The organism is Collimonas sp. OK242, assembly GCF_900107095.1.
Lineage (GTDB): Bacteria > Pseudomonadota > Gammaproteobacteria > Burkholderiales > Burkholderiaceae_D > Collimonas.
In genome coordinates this window covers 81,217-108,057 of record NZ_FNOR01000015.1, presented here as the reverse complement: position 1 = coordinate 108,057, position 26,841 = coordinate 81,217, and the positions used below count along the sequence as shown (strand labels likewise).

The 26,841-nt window shown below is 59.4% G+C and carries 22 protein-coding genes; 11 read left to right on the top strand and 11 right to left on the bottom strand.

Annotation, left to right across the window (positions count from 1 at the left end; translation table 11 throughout):
- Nucleotides 1–36 precede the first annotated feature (36 nt).
- From BLV81_RS17350 to BLV81_RS17340, 3 genes are all read left to right on the top strand, one after another.
- The gene (locus BLV81_RS17350; RefSeq protein WP_092358538.1) at nt 37–795 is read left to right on the top strand and encodes a FadR/GntR family transcriptional regulator; all 759 of its coding nucleotides are present in this window, start codon (nt 37–39) and stop codon (nt 793–795) included.
- Between the two features lie 301 nt (nt 796–1,096).
- On the top strand, nt 1,097–2,008 hold the full coding sequence (gene kdgD / locus BLV81_RS17345; RefSeq protein ID WP_092358536.1) for a 5-dehydro-4-deoxyglucarate dehydratase: 912 nt from the start codon (nt 1,097–1,099) through the stop codon (nt 2,006–2,008).
- A 156-nt stretch (nt 2,009–2,164) separates the two neighbouring features.
- On the top strand, nt 2,165–3,742 hold the full coding sequence (locus BLV81_RS17340; RefSeq protein WP_092358534.1) for an aldehyde dehydrogenase (NADP(+)): 1,578 nt from the start codon (nt 2,165–2,167) through the stop codon (nt 3,740–3,742).
- A gap of 80 nt (nt 3,743–3,822) precedes the next feature.
- On the opposite strand, the gene BLV81_RS17335 is transcribed toward BLV81_RS17340, so the two are convergent.
- The 5 genes from BLV81_RS17335 to BLV81_RS17315 all read right to left on the bottom strand — a co-directional run bounded on the left by BLV81_RS17335 (nt 3,823) and on the right by BLV81_RS17315 (nt 8,923).
- Nucleotides 3,823–4,098, bottom strand: a complete 276-nt coding sequence (locus tag BLV81_RS17335) for a DUF3566 domain-containing protein (protein ID WP_092358532.1) — start codon at nt 4,096–4,098, stop codon at nt 3,823–3,825.
- Between the two features lie 71 nt (nt 4,099–4,169).
- A complete protein-coding gene (locus BLV81_RS17330; protein WP_092358530.1) occupies nt 4,170–5,312 on the bottom strand; it encodes a BMP family ABC transporter substrate-binding protein in 1,143 nt (380 codons plus the stop codon).
- A gap of 59 nt (nt 5,313–5,371) precedes the next feature.
- Nucleotides 5,372–6,292 (bottom strand): ABC transporter permease, encoded by a 921-nt coding sequence (locus BLV81_RS17325; protein ID WP_092358528.1) that lies wholly within the window; start codon nt 6,290–6,292, stop codon nt 5,372–5,374.
- Nucleotides 6,293–6,294: 2 nt separating this feature from the next.
- Nucleotides 6,295–7,383, bottom strand: a complete 1,089-nt coding sequence (locus BLV81_RS17320; protein WP_369823893.1) for an ABC transporter permease — start codon at nt 7,381–7,383, stop codon at nt 6,295–6,297.
- On the bottom strand, nt 7,376–8,923 hold the full coding sequence (locus tag BLV81_RS17315) for an ABC transporter ATP-binding protein (protein ID WP_092358526.1): 1,548 nt from the start codon (nt 8,921–8,923) through the stop codon (nt 7,376–7,378). The genes BLV81_RS17320 and BLV81_RS17315 overlap by 8 nt, the downstream gene beginning before the upstream one ends.
- Nucleotides 8,924–9,243: 320 nt before the next feature.
- On the opposite strand from BLV81_RS17315, the gene BLV81_RS17310 reads away from it, so the two are divergent.
- From BLV81_RS17310 to BLV81_RS17300, 3 genes are all read left to right on the top strand, one after another.
- Nucleotides 9,244–9,981, top strand: coding sequence for a GntR family transcriptional regulator (locus BLV81_RS17310; RefSeq protein WP_255365311.1), 738 nt, complete (start codon nt 9,244–9,246; stop codon nt 9,979–9,981).
- Between the two features lie 521 nt (nt 9,982–10,502).
- Entirely contained in the window at nt 10,503–12,725 is a 2,223-nt protein-coding gene (locus BLV81_RS17305; protein WP_092358522.1) for a TonB-dependent receptor, read from the top strand.
- Nucleotides 12,726–12,813: 88 nt separating this feature from the next.
- Complete coding sequence (locus BLV81_RS17300) at nt 12,814–13,968, top strand: nucleoside hydrolase (RefSeq protein WP_218134290.1); 1,155 nt, start codon at nt 12,814–12,816, stop codon at nt 13,966–13,968.
- 79 nt (nt 13,969–14,047) lie between these two features.
- Here the strand turns inward: BLV81_RS17300 and BLV81_RS17295 are convergent, their stop codons facing one another.
- The 4 genes from BLV81_RS17295 to BLV81_RS17280 form a co-directional block, all read right to left on the bottom strand.
- Nucleotides 14,048–14,932 (bottom strand): amino acid ABC transporter substrate-binding protein, encoded by an 885-nt coding sequence (locus BLV81_RS17295; RefSeq protein ID WP_255365309.1) that lies wholly within the window; start codon nt 14,930–14,932, stop codon nt 14,048–14,050.
- A 331-nt stretch (nt 14,933–15,263) separates the two neighbouring features.
- A complete protein-coding gene (locus BLV81_RS17290) occupies nt 15,264–16,151 on the bottom strand; it encodes a helix-turn-helix domain-containing protein (RefSeq protein WP_092358518.1) in 888 nt (295 codons plus the stop codon).
- 75 nt (nt 16,152–16,226) lie between these two features.
- Nucleotides 16,227–16,634, bottom strand: a complete 408-nt coding sequence (locus BLV81_RS17285) for a nuclear transport factor 2 family protein (protein WP_092358516.1) — start codon at nt 16,632–16,634, stop codon at nt 16,227–16,229.
- A 200-nt stretch (nt 16,635–16,834) separates the two neighbouring features.
- A complete protein-coding gene (locus tag BLV81_RS17280; RefSeq protein WP_218134289.1) occupies nt 16,835–18,985 on the bottom strand; it encodes a S9 family peptidase in 2,151 nt (716 codons plus the stop codon).
- A gap of 226 nt (nt 18,986–19,211) precedes the next feature.
- Between BLV81_RS17280 and BLV81_RS17275 the strand changes: the two genes are divergently transcribed.
- The 4 genes from BLV81_RS17275 (at nt 19,212) to BLV81_RS17260 (ending at nt 24,777) form a co-directional block, all read left to right on the top strand.
- A complete protein-coding gene (locus BLV81_RS17275; protein ID WP_092358514.1) occupies nt 19,212–19,970 on the top strand; it encodes a GNAT family N-acetyltransferase in 759 nt (252 codons plus the stop codon).
- A 3-nt stretch (nt 19,971–19,973) separates the two neighbouring features.
- Nucleotides 19,974–20,747, top strand: a complete 774-nt coding sequence (locus BLV81_RS17270; RefSeq protein ID WP_092358512.1) for a fumarylacetoacetate hydrolase family protein — start codon at nt 19,974–19,976, stop codon at nt 20,745–20,747.
- Nucleotides 20,744–23,227 carry a DEAD/DEAH box helicase gene (locus BLV81_RS17265; RefSeq protein ID WP_092358510.1) on the top strand — a complete coding sequence of 828 codons (2,484 nt, stop codon included), beginning with the start codon at nt 20,744–20,746 and terminating at the stop codon, nt 23,225–23,227. Before BLV81_RS17270 ends, BLV81_RS17265 begins: the two co-directional genes overlap by 4 nt.
- A 281-nt stretch (nt 23,228–23,508) precedes the next feature.
- A complete protein-coding gene (locus BLV81_RS17260; protein WP_092358508.1) occupies nt 23,509–24,777 on the top strand; it encodes a DEAD/DEAH box helicase in 1,269 nt (422 codons plus the stop codon).
- 52 nt (nt 24,778–24,829) lie between these two features.
- Here BLV81_RS17260 and BLV81_RS17255 read toward each other — a convergent pair whose 3' ends face one another.
- Nucleotides 24,830–25,126 carry a HigA family addiction module antitoxin gene (locus BLV81_RS17255; protein ID WP_092358506.1) on the bottom strand — a complete coding sequence of 99 codons (297 nt, stop codon included), beginning with the start codon at nt 25,124–25,126 and terminating at the stop codon, nt 24,830–24,832.
- Between the two features lie 11 nt (nt 25,127–25,137).
- Entirely contained in the window at nt 25,138–25,416 is a 279-nt protein-coding gene (locus BLV81_RS17250) for a type II toxin-antitoxin system RelE/ParE family toxin (protein WP_092358504.1), read from the bottom strand.
- Nucleotides 25,417–25,764: 348 nt separating this feature from the next.
- Between BLV81_RS17250 and BLV81_RS17245 the strand changes: the two genes are divergently transcribed.
- Complete coding sequence (locus BLV81_RS17245) at nt 25,765–26,796, top strand: Glu/Leu/Phe/Val family dehydrogenase (RefSeq protein WP_092358502.1); 1,032 nt, start codon at nt 25,765–25,767, stop codon at nt 26,794–26,796.
- Nucleotides 26,797–26,841: the final 45 nt, after the last annotated feature.

Genomic DNA, 26,841 nt, shown 5'->3' with positions numbered 1-26,841 from the left:
TTGGCAACTAGATTTACTTTTCTCGCGCCCCACCCAATGAATACACCGCTCAATACTTTACCCACCCCGAGCGCTCCACCCAAAAAACATCGCAACCTGGCGCAGAGCGTGGTCGCCAATATTGCCGACAGTATCCGCACCGGCGTCAGCAAGCCCGGGGACAAGCTGCCGACCGAATCCGAACTGATGCGCACGCAGGGCGTCAGCCGCACCGTGATACGCGAGGCGATTTCACATCTGCAAGCCTCGGGACTGGTGGAGACGCGGCACGGCATCGGCACTTTCGTATTGGCGGCAAGCAACTCCAGTCATTTCGACATCGATCCGGAAACCGTGATCACCATGCGCGACATCCTGGCCATCCTGGAACTGCGCATCAGCCTCGAAGCGGAAGCCGCCGGACTGGCGGCGGCGCGGCGCAACGACGAGCAGCTGGCGCAAATGCGGATGGCGCTGGATGCATTCCAGAAGAGCGCCAACGAGCATGGCGACTCGGTTGCCGCCGATGTGCAGTTCCATTTGCACATCGCACAAGCCACCGGCAACCGCTATTTTGTGGACATCCTGACCCACCTCGGCACCACCATCATTCCGCGCACCCGGATCAATTCCGCCAAGCTGGCGCATGACGATCCGGCGGCCTATCTGGACCGCGTGCACCGCGAGCATGAAGATATCTACAATGCCATCGTGCGCCAGGATCCGGAGACCGCGCGGGCAGCAATGCGCACGCATCTGAGCAACAGCCGCGAGCGTTTGCGCAAGGTGCAGGACAGCATGGCGCTGCAGCCGTAAGCGGCGGACAAAGAACCGGCTGCAATCGAGCAAGCAAGCTGCCGCCACGCCCGGCAGCTTGCTCCCATAAAAAAAAACTCCCTCAGCGACACACTGCCTGCCGCCCGTTTTGCCGCGGATTTTCGCCGTTTCTAACGCCCCGCTTCGTTCTCCCAAATAAAACAAACAACATTTCCCGGCTTGCATGCTGCAAATCTTTGTTGTACGATGACTGATAACTTAAGTCCCCGAACGCCAGCACGCCCTTCTGCGCGGCGCAGGCGCTCGATTATCAACCGCAGCACTACACGATACCTTGACCATGAATCCTCAAGAACTCAAACAGACACTTTCCTCCGGCTTGCTGTCTTTCCCGATTACCGATTTCGATGCGCAAGGCAATTTCCGCCCGAGCACCTACGCGGACCGGCTTGAATGGCTGGCTCCCTACGGCGCGAGCGCCTTGTTTGTAGCTGGCGGCACAGGCGAGTTCTTTTCGCTCACGAGCTCCGAATATTCCGATGTAGTACGGCTGGCGGTAGAAACCTGCCGTGGCAAAGTGCCGATCCTGGCCGGCGCCGGCGGCCCGACCCGCACCGCCATCGCTTTCGCACAGGAAGCCGAACGCCTGGGCGCGCAAGGCATCCTGCTGATGCCGCATTACCTGACCGAAGCATCGCAAGATGGTTTGGTGGCCCACGTCGAAGCCATCTGCAATTCGGTCAAATTCGGCGTCGTCGTGTACAACCGCGGCATCTGCCGCCTGAATGCGGATTCGGTGGAGTTGCTGGCCGCACGCTGCCCCAACCTGATCGGCTTCAAGGACGGCATCGGCGACATCGAACTGATGGTAACGATACGCCGCCGGCTCGGCGATCGCCTGACTTACCTTGGCGGCCTGCCGACTGCGGAATTGTTTGCGGCGCCGTACAAAGCACTCGGCGTACCGGTTTACTCGTCGGCGGTATTCAATTTCCTGCCGAAAATGGCGATGGATTTCTACACTGCCGTCAAGAATGACGACCACGCCACCACCGGCCGCCTGCTGGACAGCTTCTTCCTGCCTTACCTGGCAATCCGCAACAAGAAAGCCGGCTACGCCGTCAGCATCGTCAAAGCCGGCGCAACCATCGTCGGCCATGACGGCGGCCCGGTACGCACACCGTTGATTGATCTGAATGCGGAAGAATGCGAGCAGCTGAAGGCATTGATTTTGGCGCAAGGGGCGCAGTAGTTGGCGAGACAGGCAACGGCGTGTACTCCGTGGGCAGTTAATAGGGGTCAGAGTAATTTTCGCAAAGGGCGCGAAAAAAAACTCTGATCCCATTTAACTGCTTTTGCGGTGACGCAAAAAATCGAACACTTGCAACTTGCATATCGAGGAAAATAAATGAACATCACTGGTGAAATGCTCATCGGCCAATCCAGCGTGCGCGGCGCCGAAGGCACGTTACGCGCAATCAATCCCGCCACCAATGAAAAAATCGGCCCCGATTTTGGCGCCGGCGGAAGCGCTGAAGTAGATCGCGCCTGCACTTTGGCGCAACAAGCTTTCGATAGCTATCGCGAAACCACGCCACAACGACGCGCAGAGTTCCTGGAAGAAATCGCCAACGGCATCCTGGCGCTGGGACCGGCGCTGATCGAACGCGCAGCGCAAGAATCCGGCCTGCCGGCGGCACGCCTGGAAGGCGAACGCGGCCGCACTGTCGGCCAGCTACGACTATTCGCTACCGTTGTGCGCGCCGGTCAGTATCTACATGCCACTCTCGATTCAGCGCTACCGGAACGAGTCCCGCCACGCCCCGATCTACGCTTGCGCAAAATCGCCATCGGCCCGGTCGCGGTATTCGGCGCCAGCAATTTCCCGCTGGCGTTCTCGGTTGCCGGCGGCGATACCGCCGCTGCGCTGGCCGCCGGCTGCCCGGTAGTAGTCAAGGCGCATAGCGCCCATCCTGGCACCTCGGAATTGGTTGCGCGCGTCATCCAGCAAGCGGTCGCTGCCTGCCAACTACCGGAAGGCGTGTTTTCCCTGATCATTGGCAATGGCAACGCGGTCGGCCAGGCATTAGTCAGCCACCCTGCGATCAAGGCGGTTGGCTTTACCGGCTCGCGCCAGGGTGGCCTGGCGCTGATGCGAGCGGCAGCGCAAAGACGTGAACCGATTCCCGTGTACGCCGAAATGAGCAGCATCAACCCCATGTTCCTGTTGCCGCATGCATTGGCCGCACGGGCGTCTCAAATCGGCAGCGCTTTCGTCGATTCGCTGACGATGGGCGTGGGACAGTTCTGCACCAATCCTGGTCTGGTAATTGGATTGGCGGGCGAACATCTGGCGCAGTTTCAAGAAGCCGCGTCGCGTGCATTGCAAGCCAAGGCGGCCGGCACCATGCTGACACCTGGCATCCACAGCGCCTATATCGCCGGCGTCGAACGCATGGGCGCAATTGCCGGCGTCACCACTCTCAGCCAGGGTCTGGCGGCAGATGCACCATGCGCCGCCCAGGCTACATTGTTTGCCACCGACGCCGCAACCTTCCTGGCTGCCGAACAGCTGGAAGATGAAATCTTCGGCCCCAGCTCATTGATTGTCGCCTGCCAGAACGAAGAAGAAATGCACACCGTCGCCGAACATCTGGCCGGCCAGCTGAGCGCCACCCTGCAGCTCGATAACGACGATCACGCGCTGGCCAGGAAACTGTTGCCGACGCTGGAACGCAAAGCCGGCCGCATCCTGGTGAACAGTTATCCGACCGGCGTTGAAGTATCGTATGCGATGGTGCACGGCGGCCCGTTCCCTGCAACTTCGGACAGTCGCAGCACCTCGGTCGGCGCCAGCGCCATCGACCGTTTCCTGCGGCCGGTGTGCTATCAGGACTTGCCGGCTGATTTACTGCCGACAGCCGTGCAAGACGGCAATCCCCTTGGATTGACGCGACTGGTGGATGGAAACTTCATCAAACGCTAAAAGAATAGTTCGACTCGAACTCGATCGGTCATGCGGGGCCGCGCGAAATTGTATCCGCGCAGTCCCGCCTGAACACAGCATCAGGAATTTTCAATTTCCGAAATAGTGAATTCAATCCCGCCAACCCATTTTGCAACAAGGTTGTAAATCCATGCGCCAATCGCCGTGAAAATGAAACCGAAGACTGCATAAAGAAACGGCAGTATGAACATCATGCCCATCGGTGCTTTAGGTCCTGGCATAAATGCGTAAAACAAACTCATGAGAACAATCATCGGCAAAGAAATAGCGAAATAAAGAAGTGCCATGACTTTGGCGGTTTGAAACGGGGAAATACTCGAAATTTGTTTTTTCATGGCTTATTTTTTTCCCTTTTTTAAATTTCCGGATCGACCATGCGATGAAGGCCGACCCGGAACTTGCACGATCAGCCCGGCACTTTGCCCTCTACACCCTGCACATAAAACTTGATGCCATGCAGGAAACCGTCATCCGGCACGACGTCCTTGGCCACCACTTCCTTGCCGGTATTGTCGACCACCGGGCCTTTCCAGATCGGCGCGCTGCCGTCGATGATGGCTTTCTTATGTTCGGCAACCAGCGCTTTGACGTCTGCCGGCAGCTCGGCATTGAAGGCGCCGAGATCAATGCCGTCGTCTTTCAGGCCGAGCCAGCTGGTGCTGCTTTTCCAGGTGCCGTCGAGCACTTCGCCGACGCGCCTGGTGTAGTACACGCCCCAGTTGATCATCGATGCCGCCAGATGCGCTTTCGGCCCGAAACTGGTCATGTCGCTGTCCCAGCCGAAGGCATATACACCCTTTTCCTGCGCGGTTTGCACCACGGCGGCGGAATCGGTATTTTGCATCAGCACGTCGACGCCCTGGCCGATCAGCGTGGTGGCGGCTTCGCGTTCCTTGCCCGGATCGAACCATTTGTTAACCCACACAACGCGGGTAGTGGCTTTCGGATTGACCGAGCGCGCACCCAGGGTGAAGGAATCGATGTTGCGGATGACTTCAGGAATCGGCACCGAAGCGACCACGCCGAGCTTGCCGGTTTTACTCATCTTGCCCGCCACCACGCCGGCCAGATAAGCGCCTTCATAGGTGCGGACATCGTATTGCGCCAGGTTGTCGGCAGTCTTGAAACCGGTCGCGTGTTCGAACTTGACGTCCGGGAATTCCTTGGCGACCTTCAGCATCGCTTCCATATAACCGAAGGTGGTGCCGAAGATCAGCTTGTTGCCGTCGACCGCCAGCTGGCGGATCACGCGCTCGGCATCGGCAGCGGATTCAGGCACGTTCTCGACGAAAGTGGTTTTCACCTTGTCGCCGTATTTTTCTTCGACCGCCTTGCGTCCCTTGTCGTGGGCGAAGGTCCAGCCGGCATCTCCCACCGGTCCGATGTAGACGAAAGCCACTTTCAGCGGTTCGGCCTTGACGGGTGCGGCCGCCGGCGCCGAAGCGGAAGCCGCCGGCGCTGCCGCCTCCTCTTTCTTGCCGCAGCCGATGAGCGTGGCGGCTGCCAGCGCGGTGAGCATTGCGAGTGATGCCCTGCGTGAAATCCTCATGTGTATCTCCCTTGGTATGGATGGTTAGTCTGCTTACTGCAATTTTGCCGGCTGCTTGCTTAACTGGCACCCGGCTTGAAAGGTTTGCCGAGCGAAGCCGGCATGTTCAGGCGAATCCAGTCGGGATTACGCGAGATCAGCGCCAGCACCACAATGGTTGCCACGTACGGCAGCATCGACAAGATTTGCGAAGGCAGGGTAACTCCTATGCCTTGCAGGTAAAACTGGAGGATGGTGACGCCGCCGAACAGCAACGCGCCAAGCAGCACGCGAACCGGACGCCACGTGGCGAACGCCGTCAAGGCGAGTGCAATCCAGCCGCGGCCGGAAACCAGGCCCTCGACCCACATCGGCGTATACACCAGCGACAGATAGGCGCCGGCCAGCCCGCAGCAAGCGCCGCCGAACAGCAACGCGGCAAAGCGGATCCAGCGCACCGGGTAACCAAGCGCATGCGCCGATTCCGGCGATTCGCCGACGGCGCGCAAAATCAATCCGGCACGGGTGCGGTAGATGAACCAGGCAATCGCCGCACACAACAGCAGCGACAGATAGCTCATCCAATGCTGCTGGAACAGCGCCTGGCCAAGAAACGGGATGTCCTTGAGCACCGGGATAGACAGCGTTTGCGACGGCAACGCCAGGCCGACAAAGCGCTGGCCGATAAAGGCCGACAAACCGGCGCCGAAGATCGACAACGCCAGCCCGGTGGCGACCTGGTTGGTCGCCAGCACCAGCGCCAGCCAGGAAAACAGCGCCGCCATCAGGACGCCGCTGAGCGCACCGGCCAGGAAACCGAGCATCGGGCTATGGGTGGTGTAGCCGACCGCGAAGCCGGCGATGGCGGCGACCAGCATCATGCCTTCCGCCCCAAGATTGAGGACTCCGGCACGCTCGTTGATCAGCAGGCCGAGCGCCGCCAGCAGCAACGGCGTGCCGGCGTTGATCGAGGCCGCGATGAGAGAGGCGAATTGTTCCATGCTTAAACCTCGACTTTCCGACGCAGGCGATAATCGATCAGGGTATCGCTGGCCAACAGAAGGAACAGCAGCATGCCCTGGAACACGCCGGTGATCGCCGATGGCAGGCCGAGCCGCGATTGCGCCAGTTCGCCGCCCAGATAGAGCAGCGACATCACCAGTCCGCCCAGCACCGCGCCGACCGGATGCAGGCGGCCGATGAAGGCAACGATGATGGCGGCGAAGCCGTAACCGGGCGATACCGACGGCAGCAACTGGCCGATCGGACCGGCAATTTCAAACGCTCCCGCCAGACCGGCGAAACTGCCGGAAATCAGCAGCGAGGTCCACAATGCGCTACGGCTGGAAAAGCCGGCATAACGCGCCGCGTGCGGTGCAGTGCCGCCGACAAACAGCGCAAAGCCGCGCAAGCTGCGCGTCACGAACACCGTCATCACGGCCGCCAGCACCAGCGTGACGACAAAGCCGATGTGCAGGCGTGTCCCGCTGATCAGTTCCGGCAGCATGAATTCGCTGGAGAACACTTTCGATTGCGGAAAGTTCATGCCGTTCGGATCTTTCAAGGGCCCGTTCACCGCATACATCAGCAGCAATTGCGCGACATAAGTCAGCATCAGCGAGACCAGGATTTCGTTGGCGTTGAAACGGTCGCGCAACACTGCCGTGATGCTGGCCCAGAAAGCGCCGCCGAGAATCCCGGCGACGATCATCAGGAACAGGCCGAGGCCGCCGGCAATGGCATGTCCCGGCACGTCTATCAGCACCAGCGCGCCGCCGGCAAACAAGGCGCCGACAGTGAATTGTCCTTCGGCGCCGATGTTCCAGACATTGGCGCGAAAGCACACCGCCAGGCCCAGCGCACACAGTATCAGCGGCACCGATTTCAGCAGCAGCTCGCTGATGGCGCGCTTGCCGTTGAACGGATCGACCAGGAATACTTTCAGGCCGGCCAGCGGATCCTTGCCCAGCGCGATGAACAGCAATGCGCCCAGCAACATGGTCATGACAACCGCAATCAGCGGCGACAGATACGTCATCGAGCGCGACGGCGTGCCGCGCAGCTCCAACTTCCAGGGCCACAAATTACGCATGGGCGGCCCCTTGGCCATCTTGCGCATCTTGCCACAAGCCGCTCATCCACAAGCCGACTTGCTCGCGGCTAGCCTGTTCGATCTGGATCGACGGCGACAGCTTGCCCTTGGCAATCACATGCAGCCGGTCGCACAGCGCGAACAGCTCATCGAGTTCTTCGGAAATGATCAGCACCGCGCAACCTTCCTTTTTCAATGCCAGGATCTCCGTGTGAATTTGCGCCGCGGCGCCTACATCCACACCCCAGGTCGGCTGCGCCACGATGAATACGCTCGGCTTGCGATCCAGCTCGCGGCCGACGATGAATTTCTGCAGATTGCCGCCCGACAGGCTTTTGGCCAGCGCATCGGGACCGCTCGCCTTGACCTTGAAGCCCGCAATGATGGCGGCGGCGGCGCTGCGGGTGTAGGCAAAATCGATCATGCCGCGTTTAACATACGGGGGCTTCTGATGCGACAGCAGCATGTTGGCGGCCAGCGACAGGGTCGGCACCGCGCCGCGCCCCAGTCTTTCTTCCGGCACCAGTCCGAGGCCGAGCGCGCGGCGCGGGTTAGGCGCCAGATGACCGGCGGCGCGGCCGGCCAGCATCAGCATAGCGGGCGCAGCGCGCTGATCTTCGCCGGACAGCGCAGCCAGCAATTCCTGCTGGCCGTTGCCGGAGACGCCGGCGATGCCGACGATCTCGCCGGCCCGCACTTCGCATTCGATATTGTGCAGTTCAGTGGCGAACAGATGCGCTTTCGGCAAACTCAGGCGGTTGATATGCAGCTTGCGCTCGCTGCGTTGCGAATCTGGATTGCGTTCGCGCTGCAAGCGCACCAGTTCGTCGCCGATCATCATGCGCGACAAGCCGGCGCTGGTTTCGTTGCGCGGATCGCAGTTGCCGGTGACCCTGCCATTGCGCATCACCGTGGCGCTATGGCAGAGGGCGCGGATTTCATCGAGCTTGTGGCTGATGTACAGAATGCTGCAGCCTTCGGCGGCCAGCTTGCGCAAGGTGACGAACAGCTTGTCTACTGCCTGTGGCGTCAGCACCGAAGTCGGCTCGTCCAGGATCAGCAATTGCGGATTGGTCAACAGGGCGCGCACGATTTCCACCCGCTGCCGTTGGCCGACCGACAGCGTGTGCACATGACGATGCGGCTCCAGCTCCAGGCCGTATTTTTCGCCGGTCTGGCGGATTTGCGCGACCAGCTCCGGCATGCTGACATTCGACGCCAGGCCGAGGGCGATATTTTCTGCGACGGTCAGCGTATCGAACAGGGAGAAATGCTGGAACACCATGGCGATGCCGAGCTTGCGCGCCACATGCGGATTGGCGATGTGGACCTGTTCGCCGTTCCAGGAAATCTCGCCGGCATCCGGTTTCACCGTGCCGAAGATAATCTTCATCAAGGTCGATTTGCCGGCGCCGTTCTCGCCGAGGACGGCATGGATTTCGCCGGGAGCAACGCTCAGATTGATATCGTCGTTCGCCAGCACGCCGGGATAGGCTTTGCGGATATGGGCGATTTCCAGACGCGGTATGGTTGAAGTCACTTTCTTTTGCCTGTACCAGTGAAAGACTGTTGCAAAATGAATCCAGCGTTGTTGCCTACCGTGCCGCGTGCGCGTTTGGGCGCATGCGATGCAAGCAACATGCTACATCAATTCCTATGCTTGTCGCCGACTTAAAATGCAATGGTTTGCCGGCATAAAGTCCTTGCAAAAGCAAACGGCATGCCAGAGGCCAAAGAGAAGCCTGAAGACCAGGCCAAAAGCATCTGGCGCGGTTTGTGCCTGCGATTTTGCCTGTAACTGACGACAGGAATTTGCGGTAGCATGAACGCAGGCTTGCAATCCGAACAGAAATGAGACCCATGAAAAAAAAGTCTGGTAAGTCTGGTGATACGGTTTCCGCGCCGGCCAAAGCCGTCACCAAACGCGGCAGCGGCATTATCGACCAAAAGATCTACGACTCCGTCCTGAAAGCGGTGATGAGCCAGCGCCTGCCGCCCGGAACCAAGCTGACCGAATCCAGCCTGTGCGAGCTGTTTGCCGTCAGCCGGACTATCGTGCGCAAGGCGATCCAGCGCCTGGCGCACGACCATATTCTCGAATTGCGCCCCAACCGTGGCGCCATCATCGCCCAGCCGACGCCGCAGGAAACGCGCGAGATCTTCGCCGCGCGGCGCGCTATCGAAGCGGCGATCGTACCGCTGGCGGCAAGCAACGCCAGCCGCGCGCAAATCACCCGCCTGCGTCAGATCGTGAGAGAAGAACATGCGTCCTTTCATTGCGGCGATCACGCCAAATGGATACGCCTCGGCGGCGAGTTCCATATCCTGTTGTCCGAGAGCGCCGGCAATCCGGTGCTCACCCGCTTCCTGCGCGAACTGGTATCGCGCTGCTCCTTGATCATCGCGCTGTATCAGGCGCCCGGCAAGACCGCATGCCCGAACGACGAACACGAACAGCTGATAGACGCGATTGCCGCCGGCGACGCCGCACAGGCCGTCAAAATGATGAATCAGCATCTGCTCGATATCGAGCGCGCCCTGCGCCTGAGCGACGACGAACATGACGTGGACCTGGCTGAAATACTCGATATCGCATAGATAGCGCGCAATAAAGCCCGTTCGCTTCCAACCTCCTTTGCCGCTCGTCCCCAGCTTGCATCGTCCCACACCGGACATTGCTACAGCCTCTTTAAAGTGTATACAACTTATTAAAAATTGTCGCTATTTTGAGACATCGGCACGCACTAATCCGGCTCTTTCCTGATCGCGCCATCCCTAATTTGGCGCAAGGCTCACCAATAAATAGCGCTATTTTTCGCCAAGAATTATCCCTCCTTGAGCCTCTCTGCTTGCCGTCGACGCATCTCGGCGCGGCGTCAAAAACGATTTCTCATATGTATACAATATATTTACGGTAAAAATCGTAATCCGATTTCTCCAATGTCTCTCCCATTATTCCTGCTTGAAAGAAATTCTGGCATGGTCTTTGCGTTGACTGAATCGGTTCTGGTCAATAGTCGAGATAGCTTCTCGATGATCTGATCTCAGCTTGCGTGATGTTGGCACAACAAAAAACAAGCAAGTCCGGTTTATCAATGTCGATAAGATGGGAGTGGGAAATGGGAAAAAAAGCGAGGGCGCGCGCCCGCATGCGGTGCGCGCATAAAGTGGTTCTGACGCTGGGAGCAGCGCTGCCGTTCGGAGCGGCAATGGCGCAGACTGCGGAAGCCGCACAGGGCGGCGGACTGCAACTGGAGACCGTGACGGTGACGGCGCAGCGCAAGATTGAAAAGATCAAGGACGTGCCGATTTCGGTGACCTTGCTCAAGGGTGATACCCTCGATGTCCTCAACTCCGGCGGCCAGGATATCCGCGTGCTGGCGGCCAAGGTGCCAAGCCTGAATATCGAATCGTCGAATGGCCGCACCTTCCCCCGCTTCTATATCCGCGGCTACGGCAATACCGATTTTTCCACCTTCGCCTCGCAGCCGGTATCCCTGATATTCGACGATGTGGTGCAGGAAAACGCCGCCCTCAAAGGCTTCCCGATGTTCGACCTGGCAGGTGTCGAGGTGCTGCGCGGTCCGCAGGGAACGCTGTTCGGCCGCAATACACCGGCCGGCGTGGTCAAGTTTGATTCGGCCAAGCCAAGCCTGGACAAGGTCTCCGGCTACTACAGCGTCTCCGACGGCACCCACAATACCGCCAATCTGGAGGCGGCAGTCAACGTACCCTTGAGCGATCAATGGGCGATGCGCTTCTCGACGCTGGTGGAACATCGCGACAACTGGGTCACCAACAACGGCGGCGGAACTCCCAACCTGGAAGGTTACAACGAACGTGCCGGCCGCCTGCAATTCCTGTACAAGCCGGACGGCACTTTCAATGCGCTGTTCAATATCCACTCGCGCGCTACTGAGGGCAGCGCCCGTCTGTTCCGCGCCAATATTCTGGAGAAGGGCACGGACGGCTTCGTGGCCGGCTTTAGTCCTTCGCAGGTCACCTTCAATGGATTGAACACGCAGTCCTTGCATACCGCTGGCGGCAGCGCGCGGCTGAGCTGGAACCTGGATCAGGTCAAACTGTACTCGATCACCGGTTATGAAACCATCTCCAGCTATTTCAGCCGCGGCGATATCGACGGCGGCACGCCGACCGGTCCCGGTTTCATTCCATTCCAGGTACAGACCGGTGGCGGCGTGGTCGATCACAAGCAGTTTTCGCAGGAATTCCGGGTAGAGTCGAAGAACGAGGGACCGCTCAACTGGCAGACCGGTTTGTACTACTTCTACGAGGATGTGGCAGGCGACAGCGCCAACTTCGACAGCAATACGCAATTGCAAACCAGCTATCTGCAAAATCGCCAGAAGAACACCGCCTATGCTGCATTCGGCTCGTTGACCTATGACGTCAACGACAGGCTCAAATTGCGCGGCGGCCTGCGTTATACCCAAGACAAGAAGGATTTCGCCAACGAAATCGCCAACAACGTCAAATTTACCGGCCCCGGGTCGATCAGCGAAAGCAAATCGAACGTGAGCTGGGACGCCAGCGCCAACTACGCCTTGACCAACGACGTCAATACCTATGCGCGGATCGCCACCGGCTTCCGCGCACCGAGTATCGCGGCGCCGTCGTCCTCGGTGCCGATCACCGTGGCCAACGCTGAAACCATCACTTCCTATGAAGCCGGGATCAAGGCCGACTTGTTCAACCGCCGCGCCCGCGCCAATTTCAGCGTCTACAGTTTCGACGTCAAGAATCAGCAGCTGACCGCAGTCGGCGGCGCCTCCAACTCGATCATGCTGGTGAATGCAGCCAAGACGGTGGGCCGCGGCGCCGAGCTGGATCTGGAAGCCAACCTGAGCGAGCGCCTGCGCGTTACCGTTGGCGGCAGCTACAACTACACGCAGATTCGCGACCCGAACCTGCTGGTAGCCGGCTGCGCCTCCTGCACCATGCTCAACACCCAAGTGCGGCCAGGCTTGTTCTCGATCGACGGCAACTCCCTGCCGCAAGCACCGAAGTGGATTGCCAACGTGACGGCGCGCTACGGCATCCCGATGGGCAACAACGACGAGCTGTACTTCTATACCGACTGGACCTACCGCAGCAAGATCAACTTCTTCCTGTACAACTCGACCGAGTTCACCGGCAAGCCCTTGCTCGAAGGCGGCTTGCGCGTGGGCTACAAGTGGGATGGCGACAAGTATGAAGTTGCAGCATTCGCCCGCAACATCACCAACAAGATAGTGGCGGTCGGCGGCATCGACTTCGACAACCGGACGGCATTCATCAACGAACCACGCATGTTCGGCTTGCAGTTCCGGTCGAATTTCTGATTTACCTGATCACTGCAGCAACCGGCAATTTCCAGGGACGGCACTACCAGAGTCGTCCCTGGGTATTTTTTATATTTGAAAGTACTTTATGAAATCGAATTCAATGCGCCGCCGCTTGTTATCGACGGTATTCATGCTTGGATTGGCGGTCGCTGCGACAGCGCCGCTGCAGGCCCAGGCCGAAGGCAAGCGCAAAGTGATTATCGACGACGACATCGGCGGCCCGCGGGCGGCGCAGCTGATGGCGATCCAGTCGCCGGAGGTGGAAGTGCTGGGCATTACGATTGTCAGCGGCTCGACCTGGCGCGACGAGAATATCGCGCATGCCCTGCGCACGCTGGAAGTGATAGGACGCAGCGATATCCCGGTGGTGCCCGGCTCGGCCTTTCCCCTGCTGAATACGCAGGAAACCACGCGGCGCTGGGAAACCTTGTACGGCAAACTGTTCTACAAAGGCGCCTGGATGGATGAAAAATGGCCGGACGGCACCATCCAGAGCCAGCCGAATTATCACGCGCACGATGTGGTGCCGCAACTGCCGGAAGGCATGCCGCATACCAAGTCGTCGACTGAAATCGCCGCCAATTTCATGATCAGGAAAGTGCATGAATTCCCGGGCCAGGTCACCATCCTCGCCACCGGGCCGATGACCAACGTGGCGCTGGCGATCAGCCTCGATCCCAGCTTTGCCGAGACGGCGAAGGAAATCGTCTACATGGGCGGCAGCCTGAATCCGCACCAGGTGCTGCCGTCGAAATCGGCGGAGCAGTTTGCGCGCGAATATATCAATTCGCCGCGCCTGGAATTCAACTTCCGCTGGGATCCTGAAGCAGCCAAGATCGCCCTGCGCGCGCCATGGAAACGCATCGTCATGGTGCCGGCCGATCCGTCGACGGCGACCGAACTCAGCGCCAAGCTGCTGAACGACATGACCAAGGCCAATACGCCTTTGACGCAAATGGTGAAAAAGGTTACCGAGACCGGCTTTCCCTTGTGGGATGAGCTGGCCACGGCGGTCTGGCTGGACCCGACGCTGATCAGCAAATCGGACCAGCTGTTTGTCAGCATAGACACCGATTTCGGCGCGGGATACGGCAACACCCTCTCTTGGCCCGCCGCTTACGCGCCGCCCGGCCTGATAGCCAGTCCGACAACGGTGGTGCGCGAAGTCAACGTACCGGCTTTCGAAAAAATGATGATCAAACTGATGAATCAACCGACGCCGCCGCTACCTAAGCGATAATTGCACGCCAAGTCTTGATGCCGAAGACAGACTCGTTCAGCATCAGGCCGGCAACCTCGGCATCGCTTGCTATCAGCTCTTATTGCGCAGTCTTGTCCGACGGATATTGCAAGGAATCGCGCAGCAGATACCCCATCGGCATGTTCATATTGCTGCCCTTCGGACCATTCGGCTGGGTGAACCAGTAGCTATAGATTTTTTGCATTTCACCCTCGCTGATCAAGCGCACCATCTCGCGATCCACCACCTTCTTGAACCCCGGATCGTCTTTGCGGAACATCAGCGAATACGGTTCGATCGACAAGGGATCGCCGAGGATCGTATAGGCGGCAGGATTCTTTGCCGTCGAGCGCAGGCTGTATAGCAGCACGTCGTCCATCGCATAAGCATCAGCCTTGCCTTGTTCGACGAAGGAAAACGATTCGGCATCGTCCTTGGCTTCCAGCACCTTGATATTGAGCGAGCGCACATTGCTGCGATCGTTGACCAGGTCGATGGTAGTGGTGCTCTTGGTGATCACGATGGTCTTACCGCGCAGATCCGACCAGTTCTTGATGCCGCCGCCGCTCTTGACGATCATGCGTACGCTGGAAAAGAAATGCGGGATGGTGAAGCCGACCCGGGTGCGGCGTTCTGCATTATTGGTGGTCGAACCACATTCCATGTCGGCCTTGCCGTCGATGATGCTGGAAAAGCGGGTAGTCGAATCAACCGGCAGGTACTGTATTTTCAGATTCGGCAATTTCAGTTCGCGCTTGACGGCCTCGGCGATTTTCAGGCACACGTCAATTGAATAACCAACGATCTGCTTGCTGTCGTTGGTGAAGGAAAAAGGCGCCGTTTCCCGATAGGCAAACGTCATGGTCTGGCTATCGCGAATCTTGCCGAGCGTATCGCCCGCACTTGCGGCCAGCGGCGCCAGAATACAAAACAAAGTCAAACCGTGCTTGATCACACCACGCATAACGAAAGCTCCAATGAGTCGCTGCCGGCCGCCGCCTATGGTGATGATGATGGCGGGCGACCGGAAAATAAGTTAAGGAGCAAATTTCCCCGCGACAATATATCAGCACTTCCGCCGCTTGCGGTGCATATTACAAATTGCTTACATCAGTTCGGTTGCGGCAGTCCGTCGAGACGCTTCCGGCAAACCATGCCGTCGCCAGCAGCGCGTGGCAAGCTATGACTTGGCAGAACAGGGACGATATAGGGCTCTGTAAGGCACTATGGATGCGTTAGACAGATATATCGGGCTGGGTCCTTTGCAGCGTCCCTATTGTAAAACCATGGCTGGCCTAGGCACGACTCTTGAACCATGCGGCCGTAGCTGCATCGGCGGGAAAAAATGATTCTATCCGCAACTCGTGGACAGTGACGTCGTGCGGCGTGCCCATGGTGGCGATCGAGGTGAACAGATTCAGCTCCACATCATCCTTCCTGATCGCCATCGCCAGGAAGGGCAAGACGCGGGCGTCGAGATTCGGCGTCTGCGTGGCGGCCTTGACGCCTGGCAGCGCGATCAGCTGTTCCAGCAGGCTGGTGGCCTCGCTGCCGGGACCGTCGCTCATGGCTTCGCGCTGTATCCAATGCAACAGATCGGCGCCGACATCTTGCCAATTCACCAAATATTTTCTGATGGCTTGCGGATCCAGCATCAGTTTCAAGACGTTGACGCCTTCGCGCGGAATCGGCTGGCTCTCCGGCATATCCAGCAGCCACCTGATCATCATGGCCGCCGGGCCGTTGCTCATCACCAGGTTCCACAAGCGGTCCACCACCAGCGCCGGATAGGGCGCTTGCTGGGCCAGCATGAAATCCAGCGCCTGCTTGACCGCGCTTAACTCAGGATCGCTCAATTTCCGCTCCTGGTAGGCCGGCGCGAAACCGGCTGCCAGCAGCATCACATTGCGCTGCCGCAGCGGAATGTCGAGCGCCGTCCCCAGCTTCAGGATCAGTTCCCGGCTCGGCTGCGATCGCCCGCTTTCCAGGAAGCTGATGTGGCGCTGCGAGATATGGCTCTCGGTAGACAAGCGCAGCTGGCTGTAGCCGCGCTTGTCGCGCCAATAACGCAAAGCTGTCGCGAAGTCGTTGAAATAGCGGTTCCGTGCAGCAGGTTCCGCGCCTTGCCTGGTGACGGCGTGTTCCGCTACGGCCGCCTTCACTACGGTTTGCTGTGCGCCCATCACTTGGCTCCAAAGATTTACCGGGCAGTTTATCTGGATATCGAAAGGGCCGCCGGCAGTTCACTTGAGATGGCTTCAAGCCGGCAAGTTCATCGCATCCAGGAAGCCGGTGACGCTGCTGATACGACCGTCTGCCGCCACCACGACGATATCGGTGCCGTAAGCAACCGGCTCGGCGCCTTCGGCCGCGAGTGCCCAGGAAAAGCGGACGACGTCGTTATGGCCGTCTTGCTTGCCGTGCAGTTTGAAGCGCAATCCGGCAAATTGCTGTTGCACTGCGCTGATCATGGCATCCAGCCCGTCGTGGCCGGCGTTGCGCATCATCGGATCGACATAGGTTGCTTGCGGGGTAAACACAGACGCTATCAGCGCGCGGCGGCGGCTTGCATCCGGCTCGTCCCAGGCGGCGATATAGCGGCTGGCGATGGACGCAGCTTCATTTGCGATGTTCTTGGCGATAGTAGCGTTGGTGGCATTGCTCATGATCGTGCTCCTTCAAGGATAGTCGGGTTCGGGGAGATGTGCTTTGTCGTTGTCGACAGTTGCATTCTCCACGCCAGACCGGGCACGGTCGATTACCTCTCAGGTAATCAGATGGATGCGCTGGCAGGCGCACCAGGCGGCCATCAGCGGCCACTCCGCTGGCGGCATGCCGGCCGGACTCAAGCAGGGGCCGGATCCGCTTAGCGTTTGCCAGGCTGCAGCATGCCCCATTGCGACAGCATCCACGCCATCTCGAACGAGCGCTCCTTGATCGCGTCGTAGCGGCCGGAAGCGCCACCGTGGCCGGCTCCCATGTTGACTTTGAACAGCAAGCTGTGATGATCGGTTTTCATGGCGCGCAGCCTGGCGACATATTTGGCCGGCTCCCAATACATTACCTGGCTATCGTTGAGGCCGGTAGTGACCAGCATGGACGGATAGGCTTTGCGCTCGATATTGTCGTAGGGCGAATAGCTGCGCATGTAATCGTAGGCAGGCTTTTCGTTGGGATTGCCCCATTCCAGGTATTCGCCGGTGGTCAGCGGCAGGCTGGCGTCCATCATGGTGTTCATGACGTCGACAAACGGCACCGCTGCGTGCACCGCATGGAACAGGTCAGGCCGCATATTGACGACCGCGCCCATCAGCAGGCCGCCGGCGCTGCCGCCTTCGATGATCAGACGTTGCGGACTGGTCCAGCCTTGCTTGATCAGATATTCGGCGCTGTCGATGAAGTCGTTGAAGGTATTCTTCTTGTGCATCAGCATGCCGTCGTCATGCCAGTGCTCGCCCATGTCGTTGCCGCCGCGGATATGCGCTTCGGCGAATATGACGCCGCGATCCAGCAGGCTGACGCGGCTGTTGGAGAAGCCCGCGTCGGCCGGGATGCCATACGAACCATAGGCATACAACAGCATCGGCGCCGCGCCGTCCAGCTTGACGCCCTTCCGGGCGATGGTCCACAGCGGCACTTTGACGCCATCGCGCGCGGTGGCCCACAAACGGCTGGTTTCATACAAGGCTGGATCGTAACCCGGCACTTCCTGCTGTTTCAGCACTACGCGCTGGCCGCTCGCCATGTCGACATCGAACACGGTCGGCGGCGTTACCGGCGACTCGTACATCAGGCGATATTGGCGTGAAGTGAATTCCGGCGTGCCGCCCGGGTGCGAGGCGTACACCGCTTCATCGAACTGCACGGTCTTCCAGCTGCGATCGGCAAAATCATAGATGCGGGAACGTTCTTGCGCATCCGTTTTTTCGCTGACCACCAGGAAATCGCGGAACAGTTCGAAGGATTCCAGCAACACCTTGGGATCGTGCGCTACCAGTTCTTTCCAATGATCCTGACCGGGAGTCGCCAGCGGCGCCGTCACCAGGCGGAAATTCTTGGCGTCCTTGTTGCTCATGATGAACAGCTCGCCATCGCGATGATCGACATGGTAGCGATGCCCCGTTTCACGTCCCAGAACCGAATGGAAAGCGCCTTCCGGCTGGTCCGCCGGCAACAGGCTGACTTCGGTGGTGTCGGTGCTTTGGGCTTCGAGTTCAATGAATTTGCGGTCGCCGCTGTTGCCGATGTCGAGATTGAATTGCTCTACCGCTTCGCGGTACACCTCGGCCGGCTTGCTGCCAAGTTCGAGACGCAGCAGCAGGTCGGAACGCTTGGTGGTGGCGTCTTCCTGCACCAGGAACAAGGTCCGGCTGTCGGCGGCCCATGCCAGACTGGTGACGCGCTCCACCGAATCGTCCAGCAATTGCCCGCTGTTCAGATCCTTGATGTGCAACTGATACTGGCGATAGCCGGTGGTATCGGTGGAGTACGCCAGGTAACGGTCGTCGGGGCTGACTGAAAAACTCTCTACTTCAAAAAACTTCTTGCCCTTTGCCAGCTGGTTTTCATCCAGCAGGATTTCTTCCCTGGCGCCGGCATCATAAGCAAAGTCTGCTTCAGCCTTGGCAAGCCGGCGGCAAATGATCGGATATTGCTGCCCGGCCTCGGTGCGGCTGTAATAGTAGAAATTGCCGCGCCGGGTCGGTACCGACAGATCGGTTTCCTTCATGCGCCCTTTCATTTCGCCGTAGAGCTTTTTCGACAGCGGCGCCAGATCCTTAGTCATTGCCTGCGTATAGGCATTCTCCGCTTTCAGGTAGGCGATCACCTTGGGATTGGTTTTTTCACGCAGCCAGTGATAGTCGTCGCTGACGGTTTCTCCATGCCGGATTTCTTGCCATGTCTGCTTGGCAGCTACCGGCGGCGTTGGAGAGGGTGCGGCAAGAGTAGAAGTGGAAGTCATCAGAGCCAGGAAAAATGCACTCAAAGCATGAGCGCGTTGCTGAAGGAAAGACATAGTGTACAGATCCTTGTATGGATAGGCATGCATGGATTTCGCGCAGCCATTTACATGCAACTCTGTTGCAATTTACCGGCAATCTTACAAAAATACAAGATGCAGGATGATGCACGGCGATCGCGGCTTGCTGTTGATGATTGCCTGGCGCATCGACATAGAATGAAAAATTCGCATGCGCATACCGGTTAGAATATCTTTCCCTCACTCTCGGCAGCAAAACAAGATGAGCACACCATCCGCGGATTTCGATCTCATCCGTTCCCTTGAGGAACGTGCGTTCAATGCATGGCCGGCGCAGAAATCTGCGCTGTGCGGCGGTTGGTTGTTGCGTCTGTCCGAGGGCTATACCAAGCGCGCGAATTCAGCCAATGCCTTGCGGCCGGCAGTGGCATTCGACGAAACGCTGCAGGTCGTAGAGCATTTCTATGCGCGACATGGCTTGCCCGCGATCTTTCGTTTATCGCCGCTGGCAGGCGCCGAGCCAGACCGCGCACTCGACCAGGCGGGATATCGTAAAATCGACCGCACACTTGTCATGACTGCGCCGCTGGCGACTTCGGCGCAAGTATCGACTGCGCATGATGTCGTGCTTGAAGCGACGGCAGGCGACGCGTGGAGTGCAGGTTTTGCGCGAGCGAACGGCATCCCATCCGCCGCGCGGGCGGCGCATGACCGTACGCTCGCGGCCATCACGATGCCGGCCGCGTTCGCCACGCTAATTGAGAATGAAACGCCGGTCGCCTATGGTCTGGCGGTGGCGGAGAACGGCGCTGTGGGCCTGTTCGACATTGTCGTCGCGCCGGATGCGCGTCGGCGTGGCGTTGCGGCCAGGCTCGTTGCAGCTTTGCTGGAATGGGGGCAGGCGCAACGCGCAACACGCGCATATCTCCAGGTTCTTGCTGATAACCTGCCGGCAATTGCGCTGTATCGAAAACTCGGGTTCGATGAACAATATCAATATCATTACCGCATACGTCCATAAAGCATGACTTCTCACACCCAAGACGCCCTGGCCGCCGCTGCAGCCATCCTCGCGCAACGCCGCCGATCCGGCGCACAAGGCGCGCGCCTGCCGCTGTCCCTGCGGCCACCGGACGCCGCGGCCGCGCTGGCGGTGCAGGCTCTCGTGAGTGAACAACTGGGCGACAAGATCGCCGGCTGGAAATGCGGCTTGCCTGTCGACGGCCAGCCGGTGGTGGCTCCCATCTATGCCGGCACCGTCTACCACGGCGGCGCGTGTGCTGCCAGGGTACGCGGCGGCCAGGTCCGGGTTGAACCGGAACTGGCTTTCGTCCTCGCTCAGAATTTGCCGGCACGATCATCGCCCTACTCTGCAGCGGAAATTGATGCCGCAATCGGCGCTACCTACCTTGCCCTCGAACTGATAGACAGCCGCTACAGCGAGCCGGATGAAGCAGGTTTTATTGAAAACCTGGCTGACGGCTTGCTCAACCAGGGGCTGTACCTCGGGCCACAGGTGGATATCGAAGCTGCACATGCTGCTGCTGAGCTGGCGATCCGGATCAGCATCGCAAGCCAGGAAACCAGCCAGCTAAGCGGCCGCCATCCGGCCGTCAATCCACGCGCTCCGCTGTACTGGCTGGCAGAATTCCTGCGCGCTAGAGGGCAAGGATTGCAGGCCGGACAAGCCGTCATTACCGGCTCCTACGCCGGCAGTTTCAGCTTGCCCGTGGCGCAGGACATCGCAATACGATACGGTGATCTGGGCGAACTGGCGGTCCGCTTCTCAGCGAGATGAATGCCCTTGCAAACACCGTCGGCCACTTCCGGCCGCGCCTGACGCTGCAAACCCTGGGGCGCGGCGACGGCCTGCTGGGAATGCGTCCTTCCGGCCCGTTCGGCCCGCGCGGCCCTAACGTGACGGTGGCGCAAGTCACCTGGACCTATGTCACCGATGACGGTTTGCAGTGGGAGACCGCGGCGCCTACCACGCTGCTGAATCGGCGCCCCGCATCCTCGCAAACGGTTGTAAACAACCAGGGCCGACAGCTGTTGCTGCGCGACCTGGGCGCCGAAGCCGACGCCCTGGACCTGGTGTGGGAGCTCGGCTTGCATCCGCTGCCGAGCGATACCCTGCAATGGCGCACGGATGACGCAGCACAGGAAGCCGGGCACACGCTGGCCTCGCTTTGGACCTTGGTGCAGGAAGATTTTTTCGGCGACTTCTGGGCCGAACAATTGCCGGCTCTGCAGGCAAAGGGCTGGGCCATCGTGGTACGTCCCGGTTTTGCGCATGAAAGCGTGGCGGTGGATGCCTGGCATCTGATCGTCAGCCCCGAGAGCGGCCAGGTATTGGGCAAGGAAGTTGCGTCGCGCATGCGCGGTCGCGAGCAGGCCGTGACTGCCTTGGGCCTGCCTGCTGGCGAAGGTTCCTGGCTACTGACACTGGGCATCGAAGTCGACGGCGAAATGCTTGATCTGGTGCCTCTGCTAGCCCATCTGCTGCAACGCGACGGGCGCTGGCTGGACGCCAAACAGATTGCCTTGATCGACGATCACGCCCTGATCATGTTGCGAGCGCCCGGCGGCAAGCGGATTGAAGCGCGGGCGGCGCCGCTCAAGGCGATAGTCGGCAGCATGCTTGAGTTGCTGACCGACCCCCAGCGCAAAGACGGCCCGCTGCTGCTGTCATCCTGGGATGCCTATCGGCTCGAGACAATGCGTTTGAGCCTGCTGGATACGCAGCGCGGACGCGCCGGCGCCCATGGCAGCTGGCAATTGCAAGGCGACGCCGGCCTGCGCGCGCTGGCGCAACGGCTGCAGGGAGCCGGCACGCCGCGAGCCGTGGCCGCACCGAGCGGCCTCGGCGTCACCTTGCGGCCCTATCAATTGCACGGCGTGGCCTGGCTGCAATACCTGCGCGAGCATCGCCTCGCCGGCATCCTGGCCGACGATATGGGTCTCGGCAAAACCGCGCAGGCGCTGGCTCACCTGCTAATCGAGAAACAGGCAGGCCGTCTCGACCTGCCCGCACTGGCAGTACTGCCGACTTCACTGATATTCAACTGGCAGGCCGAAGCCAGGCGCATGGCGCCCGGCTTGCGTGTGCTTGCCTTGCAGGGGCCGGAGCGGCAGCGCGATTTTTCTCGCATGGCAGAGCACGACCTGATACTCACTACTTACCCCTTGCTATGGCGCGACCGCACGGCGCTAGAGGCGCAGCCGTTTCACATGCTGATCCTGGACGAAGCGCAGACCGTGAAAAACGCCGCCGCCCGCAGCGCCGGCGCCGTGCGGCGTTTGCGCGCACGGCATCGGCTGTGCATCACCGGCACGCCGCTGGAAAACCATCTGGGCGAATTGTGGACCCAATTCGATTTCCTGATGCCCGGTTTCCTCGGCGACATGCGAAGCTTCACGCGCTTGTGGCGCAAACCGATCGAGTATGGCGGTCAAACCCTGCGCGCGCAATTGCTGGCGCAACGTGTCAGGCCGTTCATCCTGCGCCGCCGCAAAGATGAAGTGGCGAATGAACTGCCGCCACGCAGCGAGGCAGTCAGGCGCGTGCAATTGCAAGGGTTGCAACGCGATCTATACGAAAGCGTCCGTTTAGCGGCCGACGAACAGGTACGCGGCGTCCTCAAACGCAAAGGTTTTGCCGGCGGACAAATCACGATTCTCGATGCCCTGCTCAAGCTGCGGCAAGTATGTTGCGATCCGTTTCTGCTGAAAGGCATGGAGCACCCGGCGAGCATGGAACGCGCCAAACTGGAACTGCTGCGCGACATGCTGCCGGCACTGGTGGCCGAAGGCCGGCGCATCCTGGTGTTTTCTCAATTCACTGAGATGCTGGACTTGATCGCGCTCGAACTCGATGCCTTGCAACTGCCCTGGCTAGCCTTGACCGGCAAGACGCCGCCGGCAAAACGCGGCGAGCTGGTAGCGCAGTTCCAAAGCAAAACCGTGCCGCTGCTGCTGGTCAGCCTCAAAGCCGGCGGCGTCGGCCTCAACCTGACGGCAGCCGACACCGTGATCCACGTCGACCCCTGGTGGAACCCGGCCGTGCAGGAACAAGCCACCGCCCGCGCTCATCGTATCGGTCAGGAGCAGACGGTGTTCGTCTACAAGATCGTGGTTGAGGGCAGCATTGAAGAACGCATTATTGAACTGCAGGCACGCAAGGCGGCGTTGGCGGAAGGCGTGCTGGGCGGCGATGCGGCGTTGGCGACTAAGTTTAGTAGTGAGGATTTGCAGTTGTTGTTGGCGCCGTTGGTTTGAGTGGTGTCAAACGTCTGTCGGATGCTGGTGCATGTACTCCGTGGTCCATTAATTAGGGTCAGAGTCAAATTTCGCGATAGAGCCTGCGAAAATTGACTCTGACCCTAATTAACTGCATGGGTTTGTTTTTGACGTTGTTCTTGACTTGAATTCCGCATTGAGACGTTGCCAAATGTGACTAGCTGCAGGGCTACCTCCGGCATGCATCCACGGAACACAAAACGTATTAAGCAACGCAAATGGTAAGATAGCTGCCCCACAAGCTGTCAAGGCCCGCCGTCATGTCATTCTCCAACCTGGGCCTGTCCCCCGCCATCCTGCAAGCCATCAGCGAACGCGGCTACACTGCCCCCACCCCAATCCAAACCGCGGCCATCCCAGAAATTCTGCGCGGCAACGATGTGTTGGCGGCAGCCCAGACCGGGTCCGGCAAGACCGCAGCATTCGCGTTGCCGTTGCTGCAATTATTGCAAGACGGCCCCAGCCAGAAGCCGCGCCGGCTGCACACCCTGATCCTGGTCCCCACCCGCGAACTGGCGCAGCAAACCGCTGCAGCCATCCGCACCCTGGCCCAAGCCAGCCCGCAATCGCTAAAAATCGCCGCCCTGTTCGGCGGCGTATCGATCAATCCGCAAATGATGGATCTGCGCGGCGGCGCCGACCTCGTGGTCGCGACACCCGGCCGCCTGCTCGACCTGATTGAGCACAAGGCCCTCAGCATCGCCACGGTAGCTGCGCTGGTGCTGGACGAAGCTGACCGCCTGCTTGACATGGGATTCGCCGACGAGATCGGACTCATCCTGGCACTGCTGCCCAAGCAACGCCAGAACCTGTTTTTCTCAGCAACATTCCCGCCCGCAGTCCACGCGCTCGCCGCCAGGATGCTGCACCAGCCGGCCCGCATCGCCATTGCGGCGCTGGAACAGAACCAGCCGGCCATCCAGCAACGCGCGATACAAGTCGACGCCGGCCGCCGCACTCAATTGCTAAGACATCTGCTGCGCGAAAACAACTGGGGCCGGGTACTGGTTTTCGTCGCCACCAAATACGCAGCGGAACACATTGCAGAAAAACTGCAGCGGGCAGGCATCAAGGCTGCCGCCTTTCACGGCGAGTTCAGCCAGGGCGCGCGCGACGAGGTATTGGCCGACTTCAAAGCCAGCAAAGTGCAAGTGCTGGTAGCCACCGATGTCGCCGCCCGCGGCATCGACATTGCACAATTGCCGGTGGTCCTGAACTATGATTTGCCGCGCTCGGCGGTGGACTACACGCATCGCATCGGCCGCACCGGCCGGGCTGGCAGGAGCGGCATCGCCATCAGCTTCATCAGCGCCGATACGGAAGCGCATTTCCGCCTCATAGAGAAACGCCATCATCTGAAATGCGAACGCGAACAGATTGCCGGGTTTGAGCCTGTCGTTACTACCGTTGCAACTGGCGCTCCCGGCGTTGAATCACCCACTGACAATCTCAACGGCGGCATCAAAGGCAAACGCAAGAGCAAGAAAGACAAATTGCGTGAAGCGGCGGCGCGGGATTCGACTGGCTAAACTGGTTTAGTTTTTAGTTAACAACCAACATTTGCTAAACAGCTGCACCATATCAGGCCGCCTGCAGTTGCTTGATGGCTGCCAGCTCGTCTGTCATTTGTGCGCGGCGCGTTTCCAGGTCGTAATGTGATTGCAGGCTAGTCCAGAAATCCGCTGACATGCCAAAATACTGCCCGAGACGCAACGCTGTATCGGGCGTGATGGCCCGCCCATGCTTGATGATCTCGTTGATACGCCGGGCCGGTACATGCACCGCTTTTGCCAGGGCGTATTGGCTGATATTCATCGGCAATAGAAATTCTTCATTGAGAATTTCGCCGGGTGTTGCAAGAGCAATTTGCCTGGTCATGGTGGGCCTCATCAATGATAGTCGACAATTTCAACATGGCTTGCACTGCCATTCGCAAAACGAAAGCAGATACGCCACTGATCGTTGACGCGAATACTGTACTGTCCTTTACGCTCGCCTTTCAACGCTTCCAGCCGATTATTCGGCGGCACACGCAAGTCATTTATATTGTGCGCCGCATGCAGCATCTGCAACTTGCGTATTGCAACCACTGCAATGTTCGCAAACCGGGCGACACGCTGGCCGTTGAAGATTGATTCGGTATCGCGGCAACGGAATGTAACGATCATATGGCGGCAGTAACGCGCAACATTAATAACGTATGGCGTTACTAACTAGGATTGTACATCATCTGGAATGCGGGTTTTAATTGGCAGTTTAAATGATCATTGATTGCAATTAAGTCAATCTTTATAAGGTATACCGGAACAATACCGGAACAAACTCTTGAACTCAATTGAGTTTCACATAGCGATAAATTACACTCTCGGCTGCGTGACACAATCACGGCTATAACCGTTTGCCGGCGCCAACCTGCCGCAAACACCCGTATCACCGACCTTAACCCTAGATATAACGGAAAACCATCAGCCCGCCCTACCCGGACGAGTGAATGCCATCCGCACGGAGCCAAAAGCATGAGCACCTTCATTTTTAATGAATTGAATTTCGACAACCACGAACAAGTGGTCTTCGTTTCCGAAGAAAAATCCGGCCTCAGAGGCATCATCGCTGTCCACAACACCAACCTCGGCCCGGCCATGGGCGGTTGCCGCATGTGGGACTACGCCAGCGAAGCCGTCGCCGTCAACGATGTGCTGCGCCTGTCGCGCGGCATGACCTACAAGAATGCGGTTGCCGGCCTGCCTATCGGCGGCGGCAAAAGCGTGATTATCGGCAATCCCAAAACCGCCAAGACACCCGCCTTGTTCGAAGCCATGGGCGAAGCCCTGGAACGCCTGGGCGGCCGTTACATCACGGCGGAAGACGTCGGCACCAGCCCGGCCGACATGGCGCATATCGCCGCCAAGACCAGATACGTCGCCGGCCTCGGCGCCAGCGGCGACCCGTCGCCGTTCACCGCACTGGGTTGTTTTGTCGGCGCGCAAGCGGCAGTCAAGCATTACCTGGGACGCGATTCGCTGGAAGGCTTGACGGTTGCAGTGCAAGGACTGGGCAATGTGGGTTACGACTACGCCCGCCGCCTGCATGCCGCCGGCGCCAGGCTGATCGTCACCGATATCGACCAGGCTGCGCTGGAACGCGCGCGCGCCGAGTTCGGCGCCGAGGTAGTTGCAACCGACGCCATCTATGACGTGCAAGCCGACATCTACGCGCCGTGCGCACTGGGCGCCACGCTCAACCCGGCCACCCTGTCGCGCCTGAAAGCCAAGATTGTCGCCGGCGCCGCCAACAACCAGCTGGCCACCGCTGAAGTAGGCGAATTGCTGCGTCGCAAAGAAGTGTTGTACGTGCCGGACTTCGTCATCAACGCCGGCGGCATCATCAAGGTGTGCTACGAGTACTACGACAAACCCGAAGCCGATGTCGAAGCCCATGTACGTGAAATCGGCGTGACCCTGGGCGAGATCTTCAAACGCGCCGACGCTGAAGGTTTGCCGACCAGCGTGGTGGCGGACAAGCTGGCTGAAGCGCGCTTCAAGCACTAAGCAGCGCTAACGCGTGGGCACGCTGTGCCCACGCTGCCTGCTTCA

Bases quoted from the DNA above. Each gene is read 5' to 3' on its own strand.
- BLV81_RS17350 (WP_092358538.1), top strand. From the start codon at position 37: ATGAATACACCGCTCAATACTTTACCCACCCCGAGCGCTCCACCCAAA.
- kdgD (WP_092358536.1), top strand. From the start codon at position 1,097: ATGAATCCTCAAGAACTCAAACAGACACTTTCCTCCGGCTTGCTGTCT.
- BLV81_RS17340 (WP_092358534.1), top strand. From the start codon at position 2,165: ATGAACATCACTGGTGAAATGCTCATCGGCCAATCCAGCGTGCGCGGC.
- BLV81_RS17335 (WP_092358532.1), bottom strand. From the start codon at position 4,098: ATGAAAAAACAAATTTCGAGTATTTCCCCGTTTCAAACCGCCAAAGTC.
- BLV81_RS17330 (WP_092358530.1), bottom strand. From the start codon at position 5,312: ATGAGGATTTCACGCAGGGCATCACTCGCAATGCTCACCGCGCTGGCA.
- BLV81_RS17325 (WP_092358528.1), bottom strand. From the start codon at position 6,292: ATGGAACAATTCGCCTCTCTCATCGCGGCCTCGATCAACGCCGGCACG.
- BLV81_RS17320 (WP_369823893.1), bottom strand. From the start codon at position 7,383: ATGCGTAATTTGTGGCCCTGGAAGTTGGAGCTGCGCGGCACGCCGTCG.
- BLV81_RS17310 (WP_255365311.1), top strand. From the start codon at position 9,244: ATGAAAAAAAAGTCTGGTAAGTCTGGTGATACGGTTTCCGCGCCGGCC.
- BLV81_RS17305 (WP_092358522.1), top strand. From the start codon at position 10,503: ATGGGAAAAAAAGCGAGGGCGCGCGCCCGCATGCGGTGCGCGCATAAA.
- BLV81_RS17300 (WP_218134290.1), top strand. From the start codon at position 12,814: ATGAAATCGAATTCAATGCGCCGCCGCTTGTTATCGACGGTATTCATG.
- BLV81_RS17295 (WP_255365309.1), bottom strand. From the start codon at position 14,932: ATGCGTGGTGTGATCAAGCACGGTTTGACTTTGTTTTGTATTCTGGCG.
- BLV81_RS17290 (WP_092358518.1), bottom strand. From the start codon at position 16,151: ATGGGCGCACAGCAAACCGTAGTGAAGGCGGCCGTAGCGGAACACGCC.
- BLV81_RS17285 (WP_092358516.1), bottom strand. From the start codon at position 16,634: ATGAGCAATGCCACCAACGCTACTATCGCCAAGAACATCGCAAATGAA.
- BLV81_RS17280 (WP_218134289.1), bottom strand. From the start codon at position 18,985: ATGTCTTTCCTTCAGCAACGCGCTCATGCTTTGAGTGCATTTTTCCTG.
- BLV81_RS17275 (WP_092358514.1), top strand. From the start codon at position 19,212: ATGAGCACACCATCCGCGGATTTCGATCTCATCCGTTCCCTTGAGGAA.
- BLV81_RS17270 (WP_092358512.1), top strand. From the start codon at position 19,974: ATGACTTCTCACACCCAAGACGCCCTGGCCGCCGCTGCAGCCATCCTC.
- BLV81_RS17265 (WP_092358510.1), top strand. From the start codon at position 20,744: ATGAATGCCCTTGCAAACACCGTCGGCCACTTCCGGCCGCGCCTGACG.
- BLV81_RS17260 (WP_092358508.1), top strand. From the start codon at position 23,509: ATGTCATTCTCCAACCTGGGCCTGTCCCCCGCCATCCTGCAAGCCATC.
- BLV81_RS17255 (WP_092358506.1), bottom strand. From the start codon at position 25,126: ATGACCAGGCAAATTGCTCTTGCAACACCCGGCGAAATTCTCAATGAA.
- BLV81_RS17250 (WP_092358504.1), bottom strand. From the start codon at position 25,416: ATGATCGTTACATTCCGTTGCCGCGATACCGAATCAATCTTCAACGGC.
- BLV81_RS17245 (WP_092358502.1), top strand. From the start codon at position 25,765: ATGAGCACCTTCATTTTTAATGAATTGAATTTCGACAACCACGAACAA.